Genomic DNA, 15,242 nt, shown 5'->3' with positions numbered 1-15,242 from the left:
TGCCGGCCCGCCGCGAAAGTCACTTTGCATTTCGTCTGGTGTAACGGAACGCTTCTCAACCCGATGCACCATGACACACCGCTCTTGCAATCCGGTTACCGCAATTCCTCGGTTGTTCAATTGCTTCGGCGGTTAATGGTCGGTGCCGGCCTTTTTCTTCGCCGCAGCGGCCGAGGCAAAGCGCTCGCGCAATTCCTTGCCTTTCCCGGGAATGGTCTTCTGGCGGGCGCGGCCGAAGGCCAGCGCATCGTCCGGCACGCTTTCGGTGATGACGCTGCCCGAGGCGATGTAGCCACCCTTGCCGATGGAAACCGGCGCCACCAGCGACGAGTTCGAGCCGACAAAGGCACCCTCGCCGATATCGGTGAAGAACTTTGAATAACCATCATAGTTGCAGGTAATGGTGCCGGCGCCGATATTGGCCCCCGCGCCCACACGGGCATCGCCGATATAGGTCAGATGATTGACCTTGGCGCCCTCCTCGATGACCGCCTGCTTGACCTCGCAGAAATTGCCGACCTTGGCCTTTTGCCTCAGATCGGCGCCAGGCCTGAGCCGCGCGAACGGACCGACGTCGCAATTGGAGGCGATGGTGGCGCCCTCTATGTGGCTGAAAGCGTGTATCTTGGCCCCGGTTGCAATTTTCACGCCCGGGCCGAACCAGACATTGGGCTCGACGATCGTGTCGGCGCCGATTTCGGTGTCGTGCGAGAAATACACCGTCTCCGGCGCGATCAGCGTTACGCCCGACAGCATGGCCTCGTAGCGCCGGCGCACCTGCCAGATGCCTTCCGCCTGCGCCAGCTCGGCCCGGTTGTTGATGCCGAGCGCGCTCTCGAAGCTCGTTTCGGTGGCGAGGACATCGAGCCCTTTCGCACTGGCGATCTCGACGATGTCGGTGAGATAGTACTCGCCCTTGGCGTTCTTGTTGCCAACCTGGTCGAGCAGGTCGAGCGCATGCTTGCCCGCCACCGCCATCATGCCGGCATTGCAGAAGCCGATCTTCTTTTCCTCGGCGGAGCAGTCCTTCTCCTCGCGGATGGCGGTGAGCTTGCCGCCCTTTTCGATCAGCCGGCCATAGCCGGTCGGGCTGGGCGGACGGAAACCGATCACTACGACGGCCGCGCCATCGGCAAGCTTTTGCCGCGCGGTCACCAGGGCTTCAGCATCGATCAGCGGCGTGTCGCCGAACATCACGAGAATATCGTCATAACCCTTTGATATCGCATCGCGCGCAGCCAGCACGGCATGCGCAGTGCCGAGCCGCTTCTCCTGCACGAAGGTCTCGGCCTTGGGCGCGAATTTCGCCGCCGCCTTGCGCATATCATCGGCGCCATGGCCGATCACCAGCGCCTGGCTGCGGGCGCCGGCGGCCTCGGCCGCTTTCACCACATGGGCGACCATTGGCAGTCCGGCGATCTGGTGCAGCACCTTCGGCGTCGCGCTCTTCATGCGCGTGCCTTCACCGGCGGCGAGGATAACGGACAGGCAGGATCTCTGGCTCATGGAAGGACAACCGTATGAATGGGATCAGGAATCGCAGAGTGGTAGCATCTGGCGCCATGCTGCACCAATGGGGTTAAATTCCGGTGAGGTGATGAGGCAGTTCACTCTCGATCAGCGGATCTCTACCCCAGCCGGCCCAGCACCGGAACATTCTCCAGCAGCCAGTAGGACACCGTCTGCACGCCGCCGGTGAGGAAGAACACGCCGGCGACGACCAGCAGCGCGCCGATGGCTTTTTCGACGCGGCCGAGATGGACGCGGAACCTGCCGAGGAAGCGCATGAAGGCGCCGGAGAACAGGGCAGCGATCAGGAACGGAATGCCGAGGCCAAGCGAATAGGCGGCGAGCAGCAGCGCCCCCTCGCCCACCGTCTCGCGGCCGCCGGCCAAGGTCAGGATCGGCCCCAGCACCGGGCCGATGCACGGCGTCCAGCCAAAGGCGAAGGCCAGCCCCATGACATAGGCGGCGACCATGCTGGCAGGCTTGCCCTGCGACTGAAAGCGCGCCTCGCGCGACAGAAGTGGTATGCGCAGGATGCCGAGGAAATTCAGCCCCATCAGGATGATCAGCACCCCGGCCGCCATCGCCAGCGGCTCCTGCCAGACGCGCAGCCAGTGGCCGATGGTCGAGGCGCCGGCGCCAAGCGCCACGAACACGGTGGAGAAACCGAGTACGAAGGCGAGCGAGGAATAGATGAGCGCGCCGCGGGCGCCGGCCTTGGCCGTGACGCCGGCATCGTCACCGCGAAAATCGTCGACCGACACGCCGGCCATGTAGCAGAGATAGGGAGGCACCAGCGGCAGCACGCAAGGCGACAGGAACGAGATCGCCCCCGCTCCGACCGCGCTGACATAGCCGATGTCCAATGGCATTCCAGAACTCCAGATTCCTTGGCGCCGGTATAGCGGTGGAAAACCGTGTTCGCCAATCACCATCGTGTGGCATTTGGCTACACATACGGTCCGGCCGGACGAATTGTTACCGACCAATCCCAAGTTGACCAAGTCGGGGAAGAAATGCCCCTCGCCGAGCGTTCACACAGCGAAGCCGCGATTTCTGCGCGCTTCGTCGGATCACCAGGGAGATTTCCATGAAAAGCATCACTGTCGGCCTGGCCGCCCTTCTGCTCAGCACCGCCGCATCCTTCGCCGCCGAAGCGTGGAAGGAAGCCGATGTCGGTGGCACCAAGATCTACACCGATGCCAATGGCATGACGCTCTATACCTATGACAAGGACGAGAAGGGCAAGACCAACTGCTACGACAAATGCGCCACCAACTGGCCGCCGCTGAAGGCCGAGGACGGCGCCAAGGCGGACGACGAATGGACCATCGTCGACCGCACCGACGGCACCAAGATGTGGGCCTATGACGGCAAGCCGGTCTACACCTTCATCAAGGACAAGAAGGCCGGTGACATCACCGGCGACGGCGTCGGCGAAGTCTGGCACATCGTCAAGGCCGACTGATCGTCCGAACCTCTATCCCGCACCCCATCGGCGGGACTCGGCTGGCCGCCGGCTCCAAGCGACCCGGCGACCAGTTCGGCATTTACGCGCAGCACGAACTAGTCGCGGCGCCTTTCCCGGTGGCTCGAAACACGAACCGTCCCAGACAGAAATTTTGTGATCTTCTCCATACACTCTAAGAGTGTATTGCGGCACACGCCTCCGCATTTTGGCCGCTTGCCCTTGACCGATCGCAAAAGCGCGGCCATGTGAGCGACCAATTGAATGCGTCACGCAGCGGAATTCTTCTGCCGCCCCACAGCTGATATGAGACCTCATGGACGTCGTCGTCGTCGAATCGCCGGCCAAGGCAAAGACAATCAACAAGTATCTCGGCAAGAACTTCAAGGTTCTGGCCTCGTTCGGCCATGTCCGCGATCTGCCGGCCAAGGATGGTTCGGTGCGTCCCGACGAGGATTTCGCCATGTCCTGGGCGGTCGACACCGCGTCCGGAAAGCGTCTCACCGACATCGCCAACGCGGTCAAGGATGCCGATGGCTTGATCCTCGCCACGGATCCGGATCGCGAGGGCGAAGCCATTTCCTGGCACGTGCTGGAGGTGCTCAAGCAGAAGCGCGTGTTGAAGGACAAGCCGGTCAGCCGCGTCGTCTTCAATGCCATAACCAAGTCGTCGGTGCTGGAAGCGATGGCCAATCCGCGCCAGATCGATGCACCATTGGTCGATGCCTATCTGGCTCGCCGCGCACTCGATTATCTCGTCGGCTTCACGCTGTCGCCGGTGCTGTGGCGCAAATTGCCGGGCGCCCGTTCGGCCGGCCGCGTCCAGTCGGTGGCGCTGCGCCTGGTCTGCGACCGCGAATCCGAGATCGAGCGCTTCATCCGCGAGGAATACTGGCAGATCGCTGCCCTCCTCGGCACGCCACGTAACGACAGCTTCGAGGCGCGGCTGACCGCGTTCGAGCGCAAGAAGCTGCAGAAGCTCGACATCGCCAGCAAGGCGCAGGCCGACGATATCAAGGGCATGCTCGAAGGCGCGACCTTCAAGGCTCTGTCGGTGGAAGCCAAACCGACAAGGCGCAATCCTGGCCCGCCCTTCACCACTTCGACGCTGCAGCAGGCGGCATCGTCGGGCCTCGGCTTTTCGGCGACGCGCACCATGCAGGTGGCGCAGCGCCTCTATGAAGGCATGGAGATCGGCGGCGAGACCACCGGCCTGATCACCTATATGCGAACCGACGGCGTGCAGATGGCGCCGGAGGCGATCGACGCCGCCCGCGACACCATCGCCAAGGAATTCGGCCCACGATACCTCCCGGAAAAGCCGCGCCAGTACACAGCCAAGGCTAAGAATGCCCAGGAAGCGCACGAGGCGGTCCGCCCGACCGATTTCATGCGCACGCCGGCTTCGGTCAGGCAGTATCTCGATTCCGACCAGCTGCGGCTTTACGAATTGATCTGGAAGCGCGCCATCGCCAGCCAGATGCAGTCGGCCGAGATCGAGCGTACCACGGTCGAAATCGAGGCGGTCAATGGCGCTCGCACCGCGGAGCTTCGCGCCGTCGGTTCCGTCGTTCGCTTCGACGGCTTCATCGCCGCCTACACCGACCAGAAGGACGACGACGCCGAAGACGAGGAAAACCGTCGTCTGCCCGAGATCCGTGCCGGCGAGCAGCTGGCCCGTCAGGCGATCAATGCCACCCAGCACACCACCGAGCCGCCGCCGCGCTACTCCGAGGCGTCGCTGATCAAGAAGCTGGAAGAGCTCGGCATCGGCCGTCCGTCGACCTACACCGCGATCCTGAAGACGTTGGAAGACCGTGACTACGTCACCATCGACAAGCGCCGGCTGGTGCCGCAGGCCAAGGGCCGGCTGCTGTCGGCTTTCCTCGAAAGCTTCTTCGAGCGCTATGTCGAATATGACTTCACGGCCTCACTCGAGGAAAAGCTTGACGAGATTTCCGACGGCAAGCTCGCCTGGAAGGACGTGCTTCGTGACTTCTGGAAAGATTTTTCCGGCGCCGTCGCCGACATCAAGGAACTGCGCGTCACTGACGTGCTCGACGCGCTGAACGAGGAACTGGCGCCGCTGGTGTTCCCCGCGCGGGAGGATGGCTCGAATCCCCGCATCTGCCCAAAATGCGGCTCCGGCAATCTGTCGCTGAAACTCGGCAAGTTCGGCGCCTTCGTCGGCTGCTCCAACTATCCGGAATGTTCCTTTACCCGCCAACTCGGCGATGCCGCCAACCCGAATGGCGAGAATGGCGGCGGCGAGGACGGCACCAAGGTCCTCGGCAAGGACCCCTACACGGCAGAGGAAATCACGCTGCGCTCAGGCCGCTTCGGTCCTTATATCCAGCGCGGCGACGGCAAGGAAGCCAAGCGCTCCAGCCTGCCCAAGGGCTGGACGCCCGACTCGATCGACCATGAAAAGGCCTTGGCGCTGCTGTCGCTGCCGCGCGATATCGGCAAGCACCCTGAATCCGGCAAGATGATCTCCGCCGGGCTTGGCCGCTATGGTCCATTCGTTTTGCATGATGGCATCTATGCCAATGTCGACAGCATAGAGGATGTGTTCTCGATCGGCCTCAACCGCGCTGTCACCGTGATCGCCGAGAAGCAGCTGAAGGGCAAGGGCGGCCGCAATGGCGGCACTGCGGCGGCGCTGAAGGAACTCGGCGACCATCCCGATGGCGGGGGCAAGATCGTCGTGCGCGATGGCAAATATGGGCCCTATGTCAACTACGGCAAGGTCAACGCGACACTGCCCAAGGGCAAGGATCCGCAGTCGGTGACCGTCGAGGACGCGCTGGCGCTGATCGCCGAGAAGGAAGCCAAGGGCGGCGGCAAGAAGCCGTTCCGCAAGGCGGCAGCCGCCAAGGCCCCCACAGCCAAGAAAACCACTGCCAAAACAACCACTGGCAAGAAAACCACAGCCAAGAAGTCGGCGACCAAGAAGCCGGCGGCGAAGAAAAAGGGATAGCAGCGTGGCGCGCAGGATCACCGGTAGAAGCCACGGCGATCCGCGCACCGCCGACACGAGGGCCAAGGTCAAGGACGACTACAGGCCCTCGCGTGACGAAATCCTGCGCTACATCGCCGAGAACCCCGACCGCGCGGGAAAACGCGACATCGCCAAGGCGTTTGCCTTGCGCGGCGACGACCGCATTTGGCTGAAGGACATCCTGCGCGACCTGCAGGACGAAGGCATCCTGACCAAGGAGCGCAAACGGCTGGCCCGTGTCGGCGCCTTGTCGCATGTCGCCGTACTCGACATTTTTGGCCGCGATGGCGACGGCATCCTGCTGGCGCATCCTGCCGAGCCCGTAGGCACCGGCGAACCGCCCGTCGTCTCGATCCGCGTCTCGCGCGGCGGCAATGGCCCGCAGCCGGGCATCGGCGACCGTGTGCTGGCCAAGACCTTCCCGACCGACGATGCGACCGGGCCTGCCTATACCGGCCGCGTGATGAAGATTTTCGAGAAGCGCACCGATGCCGTGCTGGGCGTCTTCCGGATACTGAGGGACGGCACCTTCCGCATCGAGCCGGTCGAACGTCGCCAGCCCGAACTGATCGTCGACAAGGAATTCCAGAACGGCGCCAGGAACGGCGACCTTGTCGAGGTCGAGCCCGCGCGGGCCTCCCGGTATGGTTTGCCGCGCGCAAAAGTGCTGGCGGTGCTGGGCTCGCTGACCAGCGAAAAGGCGGTCTCGATGATCGCCATCCACGCGCACGACATTCCGCATATCTTCCCGGCCGACGTCATCGCCGAATCCGAGGCGGTAAAACCGGCGACGCTTGCTCACCGCGAGGACTGGCGCGACCTGCCGCTGGTGACCATCGACCCGGCCGACGCCAAGGACCATGACGACGCCGTCTTCGCCACGCCCGACCTCGACGAGAAGAACCCCGGCGGCGTGATCGCCACGGTGGCGATCGCCGATGTTGCAGCCTATGTCCGCTATGGCACCGCACTCGATCGCGAGGCGCTGAAACGCGGCAATTCTGTCTATTTCCCCGACCGCGTCGTGCCGATGCTGCCAGAGCGCATCTCCAACGACCTGTGCTCGCTGCGCGAAGGCCAGGACCGTCCCGCGCTTGCCGTGCGCATGATTTTTGCCGCCGATGGCCGCAAGCTGCGTCACACCTTCCACCGCGTCATGATGAAATCGGCGGCAAAGCTCGCCTATCCGCAGGCCCAGGCCGCGATAGACGGCCTTCCTGACGACAAGACCGGCCCGATCCTCGATACGGTGCTGAAGCCGCTGTGGGACGCCTACGCCATCCTCAAGCGCGGCCGCGATGGCCGCCAGCCACTCGAGCTTGATCTGCCCGAGCGCAAGATCCTGCTCAAGCCGGACGGCACCGTCGACCGCGTCGTCGTCCCGGAGCGGCTCGACGCCCACAAGCTGATCGAAGAATTCATGATCCAGGCCAATGTCGCCGCCGCCGAAACGCTGGAAGCGAAGAAGCAGGCGCTGGTCTACCGCGTCCACGATGCGCCGTCGCTGGCCAAGCAGGAATCGCTGCGCGAGTTCCTGCAGACGCTCGGCCTGTCGCTGGCGCGTGGCGCGCAGATGCGGCCCGCCCAGTTCAACGGCATTCTCGAGCGCGTGCGTGGCGCCGACAATGAGGGGCTGGTCAACGAAGTGGTGCTGCGCTCGCAGAGTCAGGCCGAATATTCGCCCAAGAACATCGGCCATTTCGGCCTCAACCTGAAGCGCTACGCGCATTTCACCTCGCCGATCCGCCGCTATGCCGATCTGATCGTGCATCGCGGGCTGATTGCCGCACTTGGGCTCGGCCCCGGCGGGCTGACGCAGGACGAAGAGACGCGGCTGGAAGACGTCGCGGTGCTGATCTCGGGCACCGAGCGCCGCGCCATGGCGGCCGAGCGCGACACCGTCGACCGGCTGATCGCTGCCTACCTCGCCGAGCGCATCGACGACCGCTTCGACGCCCGCATTTCGGGCGTCACCAAATCGGGACTATTTGTCCAATTGCCGCAGTTTGGCGCAGATGGCTTCATCCCGGTGTCAAGTCTGGATGGCGATTACTATATATATGACGAAACCGCGCGATCGCTGTTCGGAGAACGCACCGGCAAGGGCTATCAGCTTGCCGACCGCGTCGAGGTTCGCCTGATCGAGGTGGCGCCTATGGCCGGCGCGATGCGTTTCGAGATGCTGACCGACCCGAAGCCCCTGCCCGGCTCCAAACGGTCGTTTCACAAGGCAAAAGGCCGCGCCCGCGCGTCGCAATCGCGCCCGGGGTCGCGCGGCAGGAGACGATAATGGCAAGCGAAATGGGAATCCAGAAGCAGGTTTTCGGCGGCGAACATCATTCGGGCCGAGTCGCCCGCCCGCTGTGGACGGCGATGAAGCGCGGCGCCCTTGGCCGCTGCCCGCATTGCGGCGAAGGCAGGTTATTCGCCGGCTTCACCAAAAGCGTCGACAAATGCGCCGTGTGCGGTGAGGAGTTCCACCACCACCGCGCCGACGACCTGCCCGCTTATCTCGTCATCGTCATTGTCGGCCACATCGTTCTCGGCGCCTTCATGGGCGTTGAGGCGACCTCGACGCTCTCCATGTGGCAGCACATCGCCATTTGGGTGCCGCTGACCATCGTGTTGTCGGTCGCTCTGCTGCAACCGGTCAAGGGCGCCGTCATCGGACTGCAATGGGCGCTCTATATGCACGGCTTCGGCGGCGAAAAAGACGGCACCGAGCCGCATCCCGGAACCTAGTTTGCTTCAGGGCAATGTCGCCTGGCGCAACATGCCGACCGTGAAAGGCCACTTTCGTTTGCCAGAAGTTTCCGCTAGGTCCTGCGCATGGAAGGTATGACCAAGGCGGAAGTCAGCAGGATGGACCGTGGCGCAGCCGCCCACAGCGGCCTGCCCATACGCCCGCGCGATGCCGCCACCCTGATCCTGCTCGACCGCGAGGGCGACGAGATTCTGGTGCTGATGGGCCGGCGCCATGCAGGCCACGCCTTCATGCCCGGCAAGTTCGTCTTTCCCGGCGGCCGCACCGATTCGGCCGACAGCCGCATAGCCGTTGCCACCCCATTGCTCCCGGAGGAAGAAGCCAGGCTGACCGCCGGCGTCGGCCGCATCAGCCCGTCGCGGGCCCGTGCCATCGCGCTCTCGGCCATCCGCGAGACTTATGAGGAAGCCGGCCTGCTCATCGGCCGCAAAGGCTCGTTCGCAACCGACAAGCGCGACTGGCAGGGCTTTGTCGAGCACGGCGTCCAGCCTTCGCTGGCGCCGCTGCGCTTCATCGCCCGCGCCATCACCCCGCCCAATCGCGTGCGTCGTTTCGACACCCGCTTCTTCAGCGCCTGGCGCAGCGATGTCGCCGTGGAACTGCCGGGTGGCGGCCCGACCAATGAGCTGGAAGAACTGGTCTGGCTGCCGCTTGCCAAGGCCAGAGAGGCCGATATCCCCGACATCACCCGAACGATCTTGCAGGAGCTGGAGACGCGGCTTGCCGGCGATCCGCGCCTGCGATCCGGTGGGTCCGTGCCGTTCTACCGGCTTATCCGCAACCGCTTCGTTCGCGAAATTCTTTAGAGCAATTCCAGGAAAAGTGTGACGCGGTTTTCCGTCCGGAATTACGCAATATCAAACAGACAGAGTATTCAGGCATCACATGACGGTCGATACCCAGCAAGAGGGCGACGAGCGCGTACATTGGCTACCGATGATCGCCGCGATCTCGTCGATCAGCGTCGTCGGCATCGCCATAGGCCTCGGCATGCCGCTGCTCAGCGTTATTCTCGAGAGCCGCGGCCACTCGGCATCGATGATCGGCCTCAACACCGCGGTCGCCGGCCTTGCCTCGATCGCCGGCGCCCCGCTGGCCACGCCGCTGGCGATGCGCTTCGGCGTCGCCTGGACGATGATCGCCATGATCGCCGCCGGCGCGCTCGCCTTTGTCGGCTTCCACTTCGCGCCGGACTTCTGGATGTGGTTCCCACTACGCGTCGTGCTGCACATCGCGCTGACGGTGCTGTTCATCCTGTCGGAATTCTGGATCAGCACCTCGGCGCCGCCGCGCCGGCGCGGCCTGGTGCTCGGCATCTACGCCACAGTGCTGTCGCTCGGCTTCGCCGCCGGGCCATGGATCTTCGCCCATATCGGCAGCACCGGCTTCTTGCCGTTTGGCGTCATCATCGTCCTGGTCGCGCTGGCCGCAATCCCGGTGCTGGCCGCACGGAATGAAAGTCCCACAATCGTGGTTGACGGCGAAACCAGCAACTTCCTGCGCTACATCTGGCTGGTGCCGACAGCGACCGCCGCCGTGCTGGTGTTCGGCGCCGTCGAGACCGGCGGCTTTGCGCTGTTCCCCGTCTATGGCAACCGCATCGGCTATTCCGAGGCGGATGCAGCCCTCCTGCTCACCATGATCGGCCTCGGCAACGTGCTGTTGCAGATCCCTATCGGCATGATCAGCGACCGCGTCTCAGACCGCCGCTATCTGCTTTTGGCCTGTGCCACGGTCGGACTTGCCGGCACCATCTTCATGCCGTTCTTCGCCGGCAATTGGCACCTGATGGCGGCGCTTCTGTTTGTCTGGGGCGGCGTGGTGGCCGCCATGTACACGATCGGCCTTGCCCATCTGGGCTCGCAGCTCTCCGGCCATGAACTGGCCTCGGCCAATGCCGCCTTCGTGCTCTGCTACGGCGTCGGCATGGTGCTTGGCCCGCAGGCGATCGGCATCGGCATGGATGCCTTCGGGCCCTCCGGCTTCGGCTGGTCGCTCGGCCTGTTCTTTGCCGCCTATATCGCCTTGGTCAGCGCCAGGCTGGTCCGCAAGATCTGGTAGCCTGTCCGTCGCCAGCCTGCGCAATCCTGACGGGATGTCGCCGCTGCTGACAGAACCGTGTCAGGAGACCTCAGCTAAAAGGGTGTCCCAAAAAACCCGAGTTTGAGGATACGGTGATGATCGACAGCGGCTTTGAAACCACATCTCTGCGCATGACGCTTCTGCTGCTTGTCAGCTTCCAGGCCCCGGCAACCGATGTCGACCGCATCATGGACGCCGTGGTCGCGATCGCGCCGCTGGCAATGGGCAAATACGACCGCAACGCCTATCAAACGGCGCACGGCATCGAACGCTACCGACCGCTGGAAGGTGCAGCCGCCGGCGTCGAAACCGAACTGCGCCGCCGCCCCGGCACCGTCGAGGTCTCGTTCGAGTTGCCCGACGACCAGGTGCTCGCCGCCCGCGTCGTCGAGGCGATTTTCCAGGCGCATTCCTACCAGGAGCCGGTGATCCGCATCCAGCCGATCCTCGCCAGCCGCTCCAAGGGCCTGGACGACCGCGCCAATCCGAATCGCTGGTGGAACACCACCGGGGACTGGAAAAAAGCGCTTCCAGTTAAGGAAGAAGCCTAGAAATCCGGCCCCGCTGAGGGCGAGCAACAGCGACCTTACCTTCTCTCCTTGTGGGGTGAGAAGCGGCCTCGTAGCGGACGAAAAGCCAATTGCTTGGTTTTCGAGATTCGAACGCCCTGAGCCTCAGCCTCCATCGAGCCGGTGATAAAACCGGACAACTCATGTGCTACCTAATCCGGACAACTCATGTGCTTACGACACGGCGGCCGCGCCGGGCTTGACTTTCCGGGCACGTTCTTTATGTGTCGCGCCAAGTTTCCCGCGTCCGGGTGTTTTCCCCCGCTCCAGCGGCCAAAACCCCACGAACATAACGGACTGATACAATGGCCAAAGCCGCAAACATCAAGATCAAGCTTCTGTCGACCGCCGACACCGGTTTCTTCTACGTGACCAGCAAGAACAGCCGTACCAAGACCGACAAGCTGTCGTTCCGCAAATACGACCCGGTCGCCAAGAAGCATGTCGAGTTCAAGGAAACCAAGATCAAGTAATCTGGTTTTCATACGCTCTGTCAAAAGCGCCGCCCCTTCGGGCGGCGTTTTTGATTCAAGGCCCCGAAAAGCCAGAACCCTCCGCTGTTTGGCGCGAAGTGCTCATCTCATTTTTTGGCAAAAAAGGGGGCCGGTCGGCGTATGGCAGCGGTACGAGGAGGCCACTATGTGCCAGCGCCGGCCGGCCGACCCCACGGACCCAGGAGATGCGGCGGACCTGAGCATCATGGGGTATTCGGCGAAGCGATGCGGCTGTCTACCCTCGTGCCCGCATCGCCCTTGTTCTTGCACCGCACATTTGCGCAACAATGTTTGAAAATCAATAGTTTCTTAACCAAGCCTGCCGAATCGCTTGGATTAAGGTAAATTCCTAACCCTGTCCGATTGACTGCATAATCGGTGGTCTAGCCTACGCTGCCTTGGCGACGACCCGGTTGCGGCCGCCACTTTTGGCTTCGTAGAGCGCCACGTCGGCACGTTTCATCAACGCCGCGACCGTGTCCGCGCCCTTCAGAACCGATGACACGCCGACGCTGACCGTGACTTCGATCGCCTTGCCTTCAGGGCCGATGGCAAACGGCAGCTGGGCGATTTCAGCGCGAATGCGCTCGGCAACTTTCTCCGCCACCGCGCCGTCCGTGTCCGGCATCACAACGACGAATTCCTCGCCGCCGAAGCGGCAGGCAAGGTCGATACCCCTGACGTTCTTGCGCAGCCGCCTTGCGAACTCGCGCAGCACATCGTCGCCGCCATCATGGCCATGCGAGTCATTGACGGTCTTGAAGCGGTCCAGATCGGTGATCATCACCGACAGAGGCCGCCGCCGCGCCACGGCGCGGTCGAACAGCGTCTGCAAATGGCTGTCGAGGTAGCGGCGGTTGTGCAGGCCGGTCAATGCGTCGGTCACCGCCATCTCGATGGTCTGGGTGACGCTGGCGCGCAGCTGGTCGTTGTAGCGCTTGCGGCGCACCTGCGTGCGCAGCCGCGCCGTCAGCTCCTGCTGGTCGATCGGCCGCATCAGATAGTCGTTGATGCCGAGCTCGAGCCCGCGAATGATGCGCCCCTCCTCGCCTCCATCGGCAATCAGGATGATCGGCAGGAAGCGGGTGCGGTCGAGCGAACGAAATTGCGAACACAACCGCAGCGGATCGAAATCGGCAAAACCGGTCGAGATCAGCACGCACTCATAGGGCGCCTCGGCGGCTTGGAAGAAGCCGGCATGCGGATCGGTCGCAATGTCGAGCTCGGCGCTGCCGCGCAGCATTTTCTGGATGCGCTCGAACGACGATTTGCGCTCGTCGATCAACAGCACCTTCGGCGTGGCGTCCTCCGACGCGAAGCTGCGGCTCAACAGCGCCTCGATGCCGATGTTGCGGGTGGTCGATGCGCGCAGCCGCAGCTCGTCGGTCAGCGACTTCAGCCTGACCAGGCTCTTCACCCGCGTCATCAGCTGCAGATCGTTGACCGGCTTGGTGAGAAAGTCGTCGGCGCCTGCCTCGAGGCCGCGCACCCGGTCGGCAACGTGGCCCAGCGCGGTCACCATGACCACCGGTATATGCGCGGTCGCCGGATCGCTTTTCAGCCGCTTGCAGACCTCGAACCCGTCCATGCCGGGCATCATCACGTCGAGCAGCACGACATCGACCTTGCCGTTTTCGCAGGTCTCGATCGCGTCCGGCCCGTTGAAGGCCGTCAACACCTCGAAATATTCGGCCAGCAGCCGAACCTCGAGAAGTTTGACATTGGCAGGGATGTCGTCGACGACGAGGATCCGCGCGGTCATGTCACAAGGCTCCGGCTGAAGGCATCAGGCATCACCGAGATAGGATTTAATGGTCTCGATGAAACGCGGCACCGAGATCGGCTTGGAGATGTAGGCCTCGCAACCGCCCTGGCGAATGCGTTCCTCGTCGCCCTTCATGGCGAAGGCGGTGACGGCGATGACCGGAATGGAATGGAGGTCGTCGTCCTCCTTCAGCCATTTCGTCACTTCCAGCCCCGACACTTCGGGCAGCTGGATGTCCATCAGGATCAGGTCGGGCCTGTGCTGGCGCGCCAGATCGAGCGCCTCGAGCCCGTTGCGCGTGCGCACCGTTTCATAACCGCTGGCTTCGATGAGGTCGCGAAAGAGCTTCATATTGAGCTCGTTGTCCTCGACGATCATGACCTTCTTAGGCATCGATTTCCCGTCCCGGCCAGGCTTCTGCCCGAAGCCCTGCCGCTATGCGCCCTTGTCGAAGCACACCAAACCCTCGCTCACTCTTAAGGCAATATGATTGACGAAATGGAAACCCGAAGCGGCAAAAGCCATTCGGATTCCACCTCGAAAACCACATTGGATCGGGGCTGTGGCTTGCCGCAGGCGACGCTTGCGATTACTGCGGAAAAGAGACTCATTTCCGCAACGAGAAAGTAGTGATGGCAAACGCAGCGTCAATGCGCGAGGAAGCGGAAACCATTGCCGTGAAGGCACTGGGCTTCGTCGCCGCCGACCCCGAACTCCTGCCGCGCTTCCTGGCCATCACCGGCATCGAGGCGTCCGCCATCCGCCGCGCCGCGGCCGAACCGGGATTCCTTGCCGGCGTGCTGCAGTTCATCCTCGCCCACGAGCCGACCTTGCTGCGCTTTGCCGAGGAAACCGGCACCCCGCCTGCCTCAGTCGGCAAGGCGTTGCGCGCGCTGCCTCTTGGCGGCGAGGACCATGAGCATTCGATATGAGCGACGATCCCGAGACGGCACGCCAGATCGCCGAACTTGCAGCCGACGACCGGCCTCTGCTGATCCTCGATGTCGACGATGTCGTGCTCGAATTCATCCGGCCGTTTCCGCATTTCCTGAAATCGCGCGGCTTCGGCCTGACGCTGGCCTCGTTCCGTCTCACCGGCAACATTGCCGAAACGGCGAGCGGCCGGCTGATCGAACAGCCGGAGGTGACGGCACTTCTCGGAGATTTCTTCGATACGCAGGCCGACTGGCAGAGCGTCACCGACGGTGCCGAACAAGCGCTTGCCAGCCTCGGCGACCGCGCCGAGATCGTCCTTTTGACCGCCATGCCGCATCGGCATCGCGCGGCGCGCCGCGCTCATCTCGATGCGCTCGGGCTGCCCTATCCGCTGTTGACCACCGAGATGGCCAAGGGACCGGCGGTGGCCAAGTTGCGTGGTAGCAAGGGCCGGCCGGTGGTCTTTGTCGACGACCAGCCCGCCAACCTCATCTCGGCACGCAACTCGGTTGCCGACGCCCATCTCTTCCACCTGATGGCCGACAATTCGCTGCGCGCCTTCCTGCCGCCGGTGCCGGACGACGTCATCTCCGTCGAGGACTGGCACGAGGCCGCGCCGAAGATCGCAAGCGCGCTCGGGCTCTGAGTTAGTCGCCT

Annotated in this window: 14 protein-coding genes; 10 read left to right on the top strand and 4 right to left on the bottom strand. The window is 63.4% G+C overall.

Going from position 1 to position 15,242, the window contains the following annotated elements; translation table 11 throughout:
• Positions 1 to 132: 132 nt before the first annotated feature.
• Positions 133 to 1,506 (bottom strand): bifunctional UDP-N-acetylglucosamine diphosphorylase/glucosamine-1-phosphate N-acetyltransferase GlmU, encoded by a 1,374-nt coding sequence (glmU, locus tag NKJ75_RS10635; protein WP_352499644.1) that lies wholly within the window; start codon positions 1,504 to 1,506, stop codon positions 133 to 135.
• A 122-nt stretch (positions 1,507 to 1,628) separates the two neighbouring features.
• Entirely contained in the window at positions 1,629 to 2,378 is a 750-nt protein-coding gene (locus NKJ75_RS10630; RefSeq protein ID WP_023704550.1) for a cytochrome c biogenesis CcdA family protein, read from the bottom strand.
• A 218-nt stretch (positions 2,379 to 2,596) separates the two neighbouring features.
• Between NKJ75_RS10630 and NKJ75_RS10625 the strand changes: the two genes are divergently transcribed.
• The 8 genes from NKJ75_RS10625 (at position 2,597) to rpmG (ending at position 11,863) form a co-directional block, all read left to right on the top strand.
• Positions 2,597 to 2,974, top strand: coding sequence for a COG4315 family predicted lipoprotein (locus tag NKJ75_RS10625; RefSeq protein WP_023704549.1), 378 nt, complete (start codon positions 2,597 to 2,599; stop codon positions 2,972 to 2,974).
• A gap of 316 nt (positions 2,975 to 3,290) precedes the next feature.
• Positions 3,291 to 5,954: a type I DNA topoisomerase gene (topA, locus tag NKJ75_RS10620; protein WP_023695425.1), complete on the top strand. Its 2,664-nt coding sequence runs from the start codon at positions 3,291 to 3,293 to the stop codon at positions 5,952 to 5,954.
• Between the two features lie 4 nt (positions 5,955 to 5,958).
• Positions 5,959 to 8,265 carry a ribonuclease R gene (gene rnr, locus NKJ75_RS10615; RefSeq protein ID WP_352499643.1) on the top strand — a complete coding sequence of 769 codons (2,307 nt, stop codon included), beginning with the start codon at positions 5,959 to 5,961 and terminating at the stop codon, positions 8,263 to 8,265.
• The gene (locus NKJ75_RS10610; protein WP_031194788.1) at positions 8,265 to 8,717 is read left to right on the top strand and encodes a DUF983 domain-containing protein; all 453 of its coding nucleotides are present in this window, start codon (positions 8,265 to 8,267) and stop codon (positions 8,715 to 8,717) included. Before rnr ends, NKJ75_RS10610 begins: the two co-directional genes overlap by 1 nt.
• Positions 8,718 to 8,804: 87 nt before the next feature.
• Positions 8,805 to 9,545: an NUDIX hydrolase gene (locus NKJ75_RS10605; protein WP_352499642.1), complete on the top strand. Its 741-nt coding sequence runs from the start codon at positions 8,805 to 8,807 to the stop codon at positions 9,543 to 9,545.
• 79 nt (positions 9,546 to 9,624) lie between these two features.
• Positions 9,625 to 10,800: an MFS transporter gene (locus tag NKJ75_RS10600; protein WP_023681570.1), complete on the top strand. Its 1,176-nt coding sequence runs from the start codon at positions 9,625 to 9,627 to the stop codon at positions 10,798 to 10,800.
• Positions 10,801 to 10,916: 116 nt separating this feature from the next.
• Positions 10,917 to 11,372, top strand: coding sequence for a YqfO family protein (locus NKJ75_RS10595; RefSeq protein WP_023710625.1), 456 nt, complete (start codon positions 10,917 to 10,919; stop codon positions 11,370 to 11,372).
• Positions 11,373 to 11,695: 323 nt separating this feature from the next.
• Positions 11,696 to 11,863: a 50S ribosomal protein L33 gene (gene rpmG, locus NKJ75_RS10590; RefSeq protein ID WP_006201775.1), complete on the top strand. Its 168-nt coding sequence runs from the start codon at positions 11,696 to 11,698 to the stop codon at positions 11,861 to 11,863.
• A 409-nt stretch (positions 11,864 to 12,272) separates the two neighbouring features.
• On the opposite strand, the gene NKJ75_RS10585 is transcribed toward rpmG, so the two are convergent.
• Both NKJ75_RS10585 and NKJ75_RS10580 read right to left on the bottom strand, forming a co-directional pair.
• Positions 12,273 to 13,646 (bottom strand): PleD family two-component system response regulator, encoded by a 1,374-nt coding sequence (locus tag NKJ75_RS10585; RefSeq protein WP_023710626.1) that lies wholly within the window; start codon positions 13,644 to 13,646, stop codon positions 12,273 to 12,275.
• A gap of 24 nt (positions 13,647 to 13,670) precedes the next feature.
• Positions 13,671 to 14,042: a response regulator gene (locus NKJ75_RS10580; RefSeq protein WP_023667574.1), complete on the bottom strand. Its 372-nt coding sequence runs from the start codon at positions 14,040 to 14,042 to the stop codon at positions 13,671 to 13,673.
• Between the two features lie 239 nt (positions 14,043 to 14,281).
• On the opposite strand from NKJ75_RS10580, the gene NKJ75_RS10575 reads away from it, so the two are divergent.
• Both NKJ75_RS10575 and NKJ75_RS10570 read left to right on the top strand, forming a co-directional pair.
• Positions 14,282 to 14,581 carry a DUF3572 domain-containing protein gene (locus NKJ75_RS10575; RefSeq protein WP_023729852.1) on the top strand — a complete coding sequence of 100 codons (300 nt, stop codon included), beginning with the start codon at positions 14,282 to 14,284 and terminating at the stop codon, positions 14,579 to 14,581.
• The gene (locus NKJ75_RS10570) at positions 14,578 to 15,231 is read left to right on the top strand and encodes a hypothetical protein (protein WP_023710628.1); all 654 of its coding nucleotides are present in this window, start codon (positions 14,578 to 14,580) and stop codon (positions 15,229 to 15,231) included. Before NKJ75_RS10575 ends, NKJ75_RS10570 begins: the two co-directional genes overlap by 4 nt.
• Positions 15,232 to 15,242 lie beyond the last annotated feature (11 nt).

Source organism: Mesorhizobium sp. M0058, from assembly GCF_040323095.1.
Classification (GTDB): domain Bacteria; phylum Pseudomonadota; class Alphaproteobacteria; order Rhizobiales; family Rhizobiaceae; genus Mesorhizobium.
Note: the sequence above shows the minus strand (reverse complement) of the source record. Positions and strands in the feature narration are given on the sequence as shown.

Coding starts and splice junctions, on each gene's coding strand:
- NKJ75_RS10625 (WP_023704549.1), top strand. CDS start 2,597: ATGAAAAGCATCACTGTCGGCCTGGCCGCCCTTCTGCTCAGCACCGCC.
- NKJ75_RS10570 (WP_023710628.1), top strand. CDS start 14,578: ATGAGCGACGATCCCGAGACGGCACGCCAGATCGCCGAACTTGCAGCC.
- glmU (WP_352499644.1), bottom strand. CDS start 1,506: ATGAGCCAGAGATCCTGCCTGTCCGTTATCCTCGCCGCCGGTGAAGGC.
- rpmG (WP_006201775.1), top strand. CDS start 11,696: ATGGCCAAAGCCGCAAACATCAAGATCAAGCTTCTGTCGACCGCCGAC.
- NKJ75_RS10600 (WP_023681570.1), top strand. CDS start 9,625: ATGACGGTCGATACCCAGCAAGAGGGCGACGAGCGCGTACATTGGCTA.
- NKJ75_RS10580 (WP_023667574.1), bottom strand. CDS start 14,042: ATGCCTAAGAAGGTCATGATCGTCGAGGACAACGAGCTCAATATGAAG.
- NKJ75_RS10585 (WP_023710626.1), bottom strand. CDS start 13,646: ATGACCGCGCGGATCCTCGTCGTCGACGACATCCCTGCCAATGTCAAA.
- NKJ75_RS10595 (WP_023710625.1), top strand. CDS start 10,917: ATGATCGACAGCGGCTTTGAAACCACATCTCTGCGCATGACGCTTCTG.
- NKJ75_RS10605 (WP_352499642.1), top strand. CDS start 8,805: ATGGAAGGTATGACCAAGGCGGAAGTCAGCAGGATGGACCGTGGCGCA.
- topA (WP_023695425.1), top strand. CDS start 3,291: ATGGACGTCGTCGTCGTCGAATCGCCGGCCAAGGCAAAGACAATCAAC.
- NKJ75_RS10610 (WP_031194788.1), top strand. CDS start 8,265: ATGGCAAGCGAAATGGGAATCCAGAAGCAGGTTTTCGGCGGCGAACAT.
- NKJ75_RS10575 (WP_023729852.1), top strand. CDS start 14,282: ATGGCAAACGCAGCGTCAATGCGCGAGGAAGCGGAAACCATTGCCGTG.
- NKJ75_RS10630 (WP_023704550.1), bottom strand. CDS start 2,378: ATGCCATTGGACATCGGCTATGTCAGCGCGGTCGGAGCGGGGGCGATC.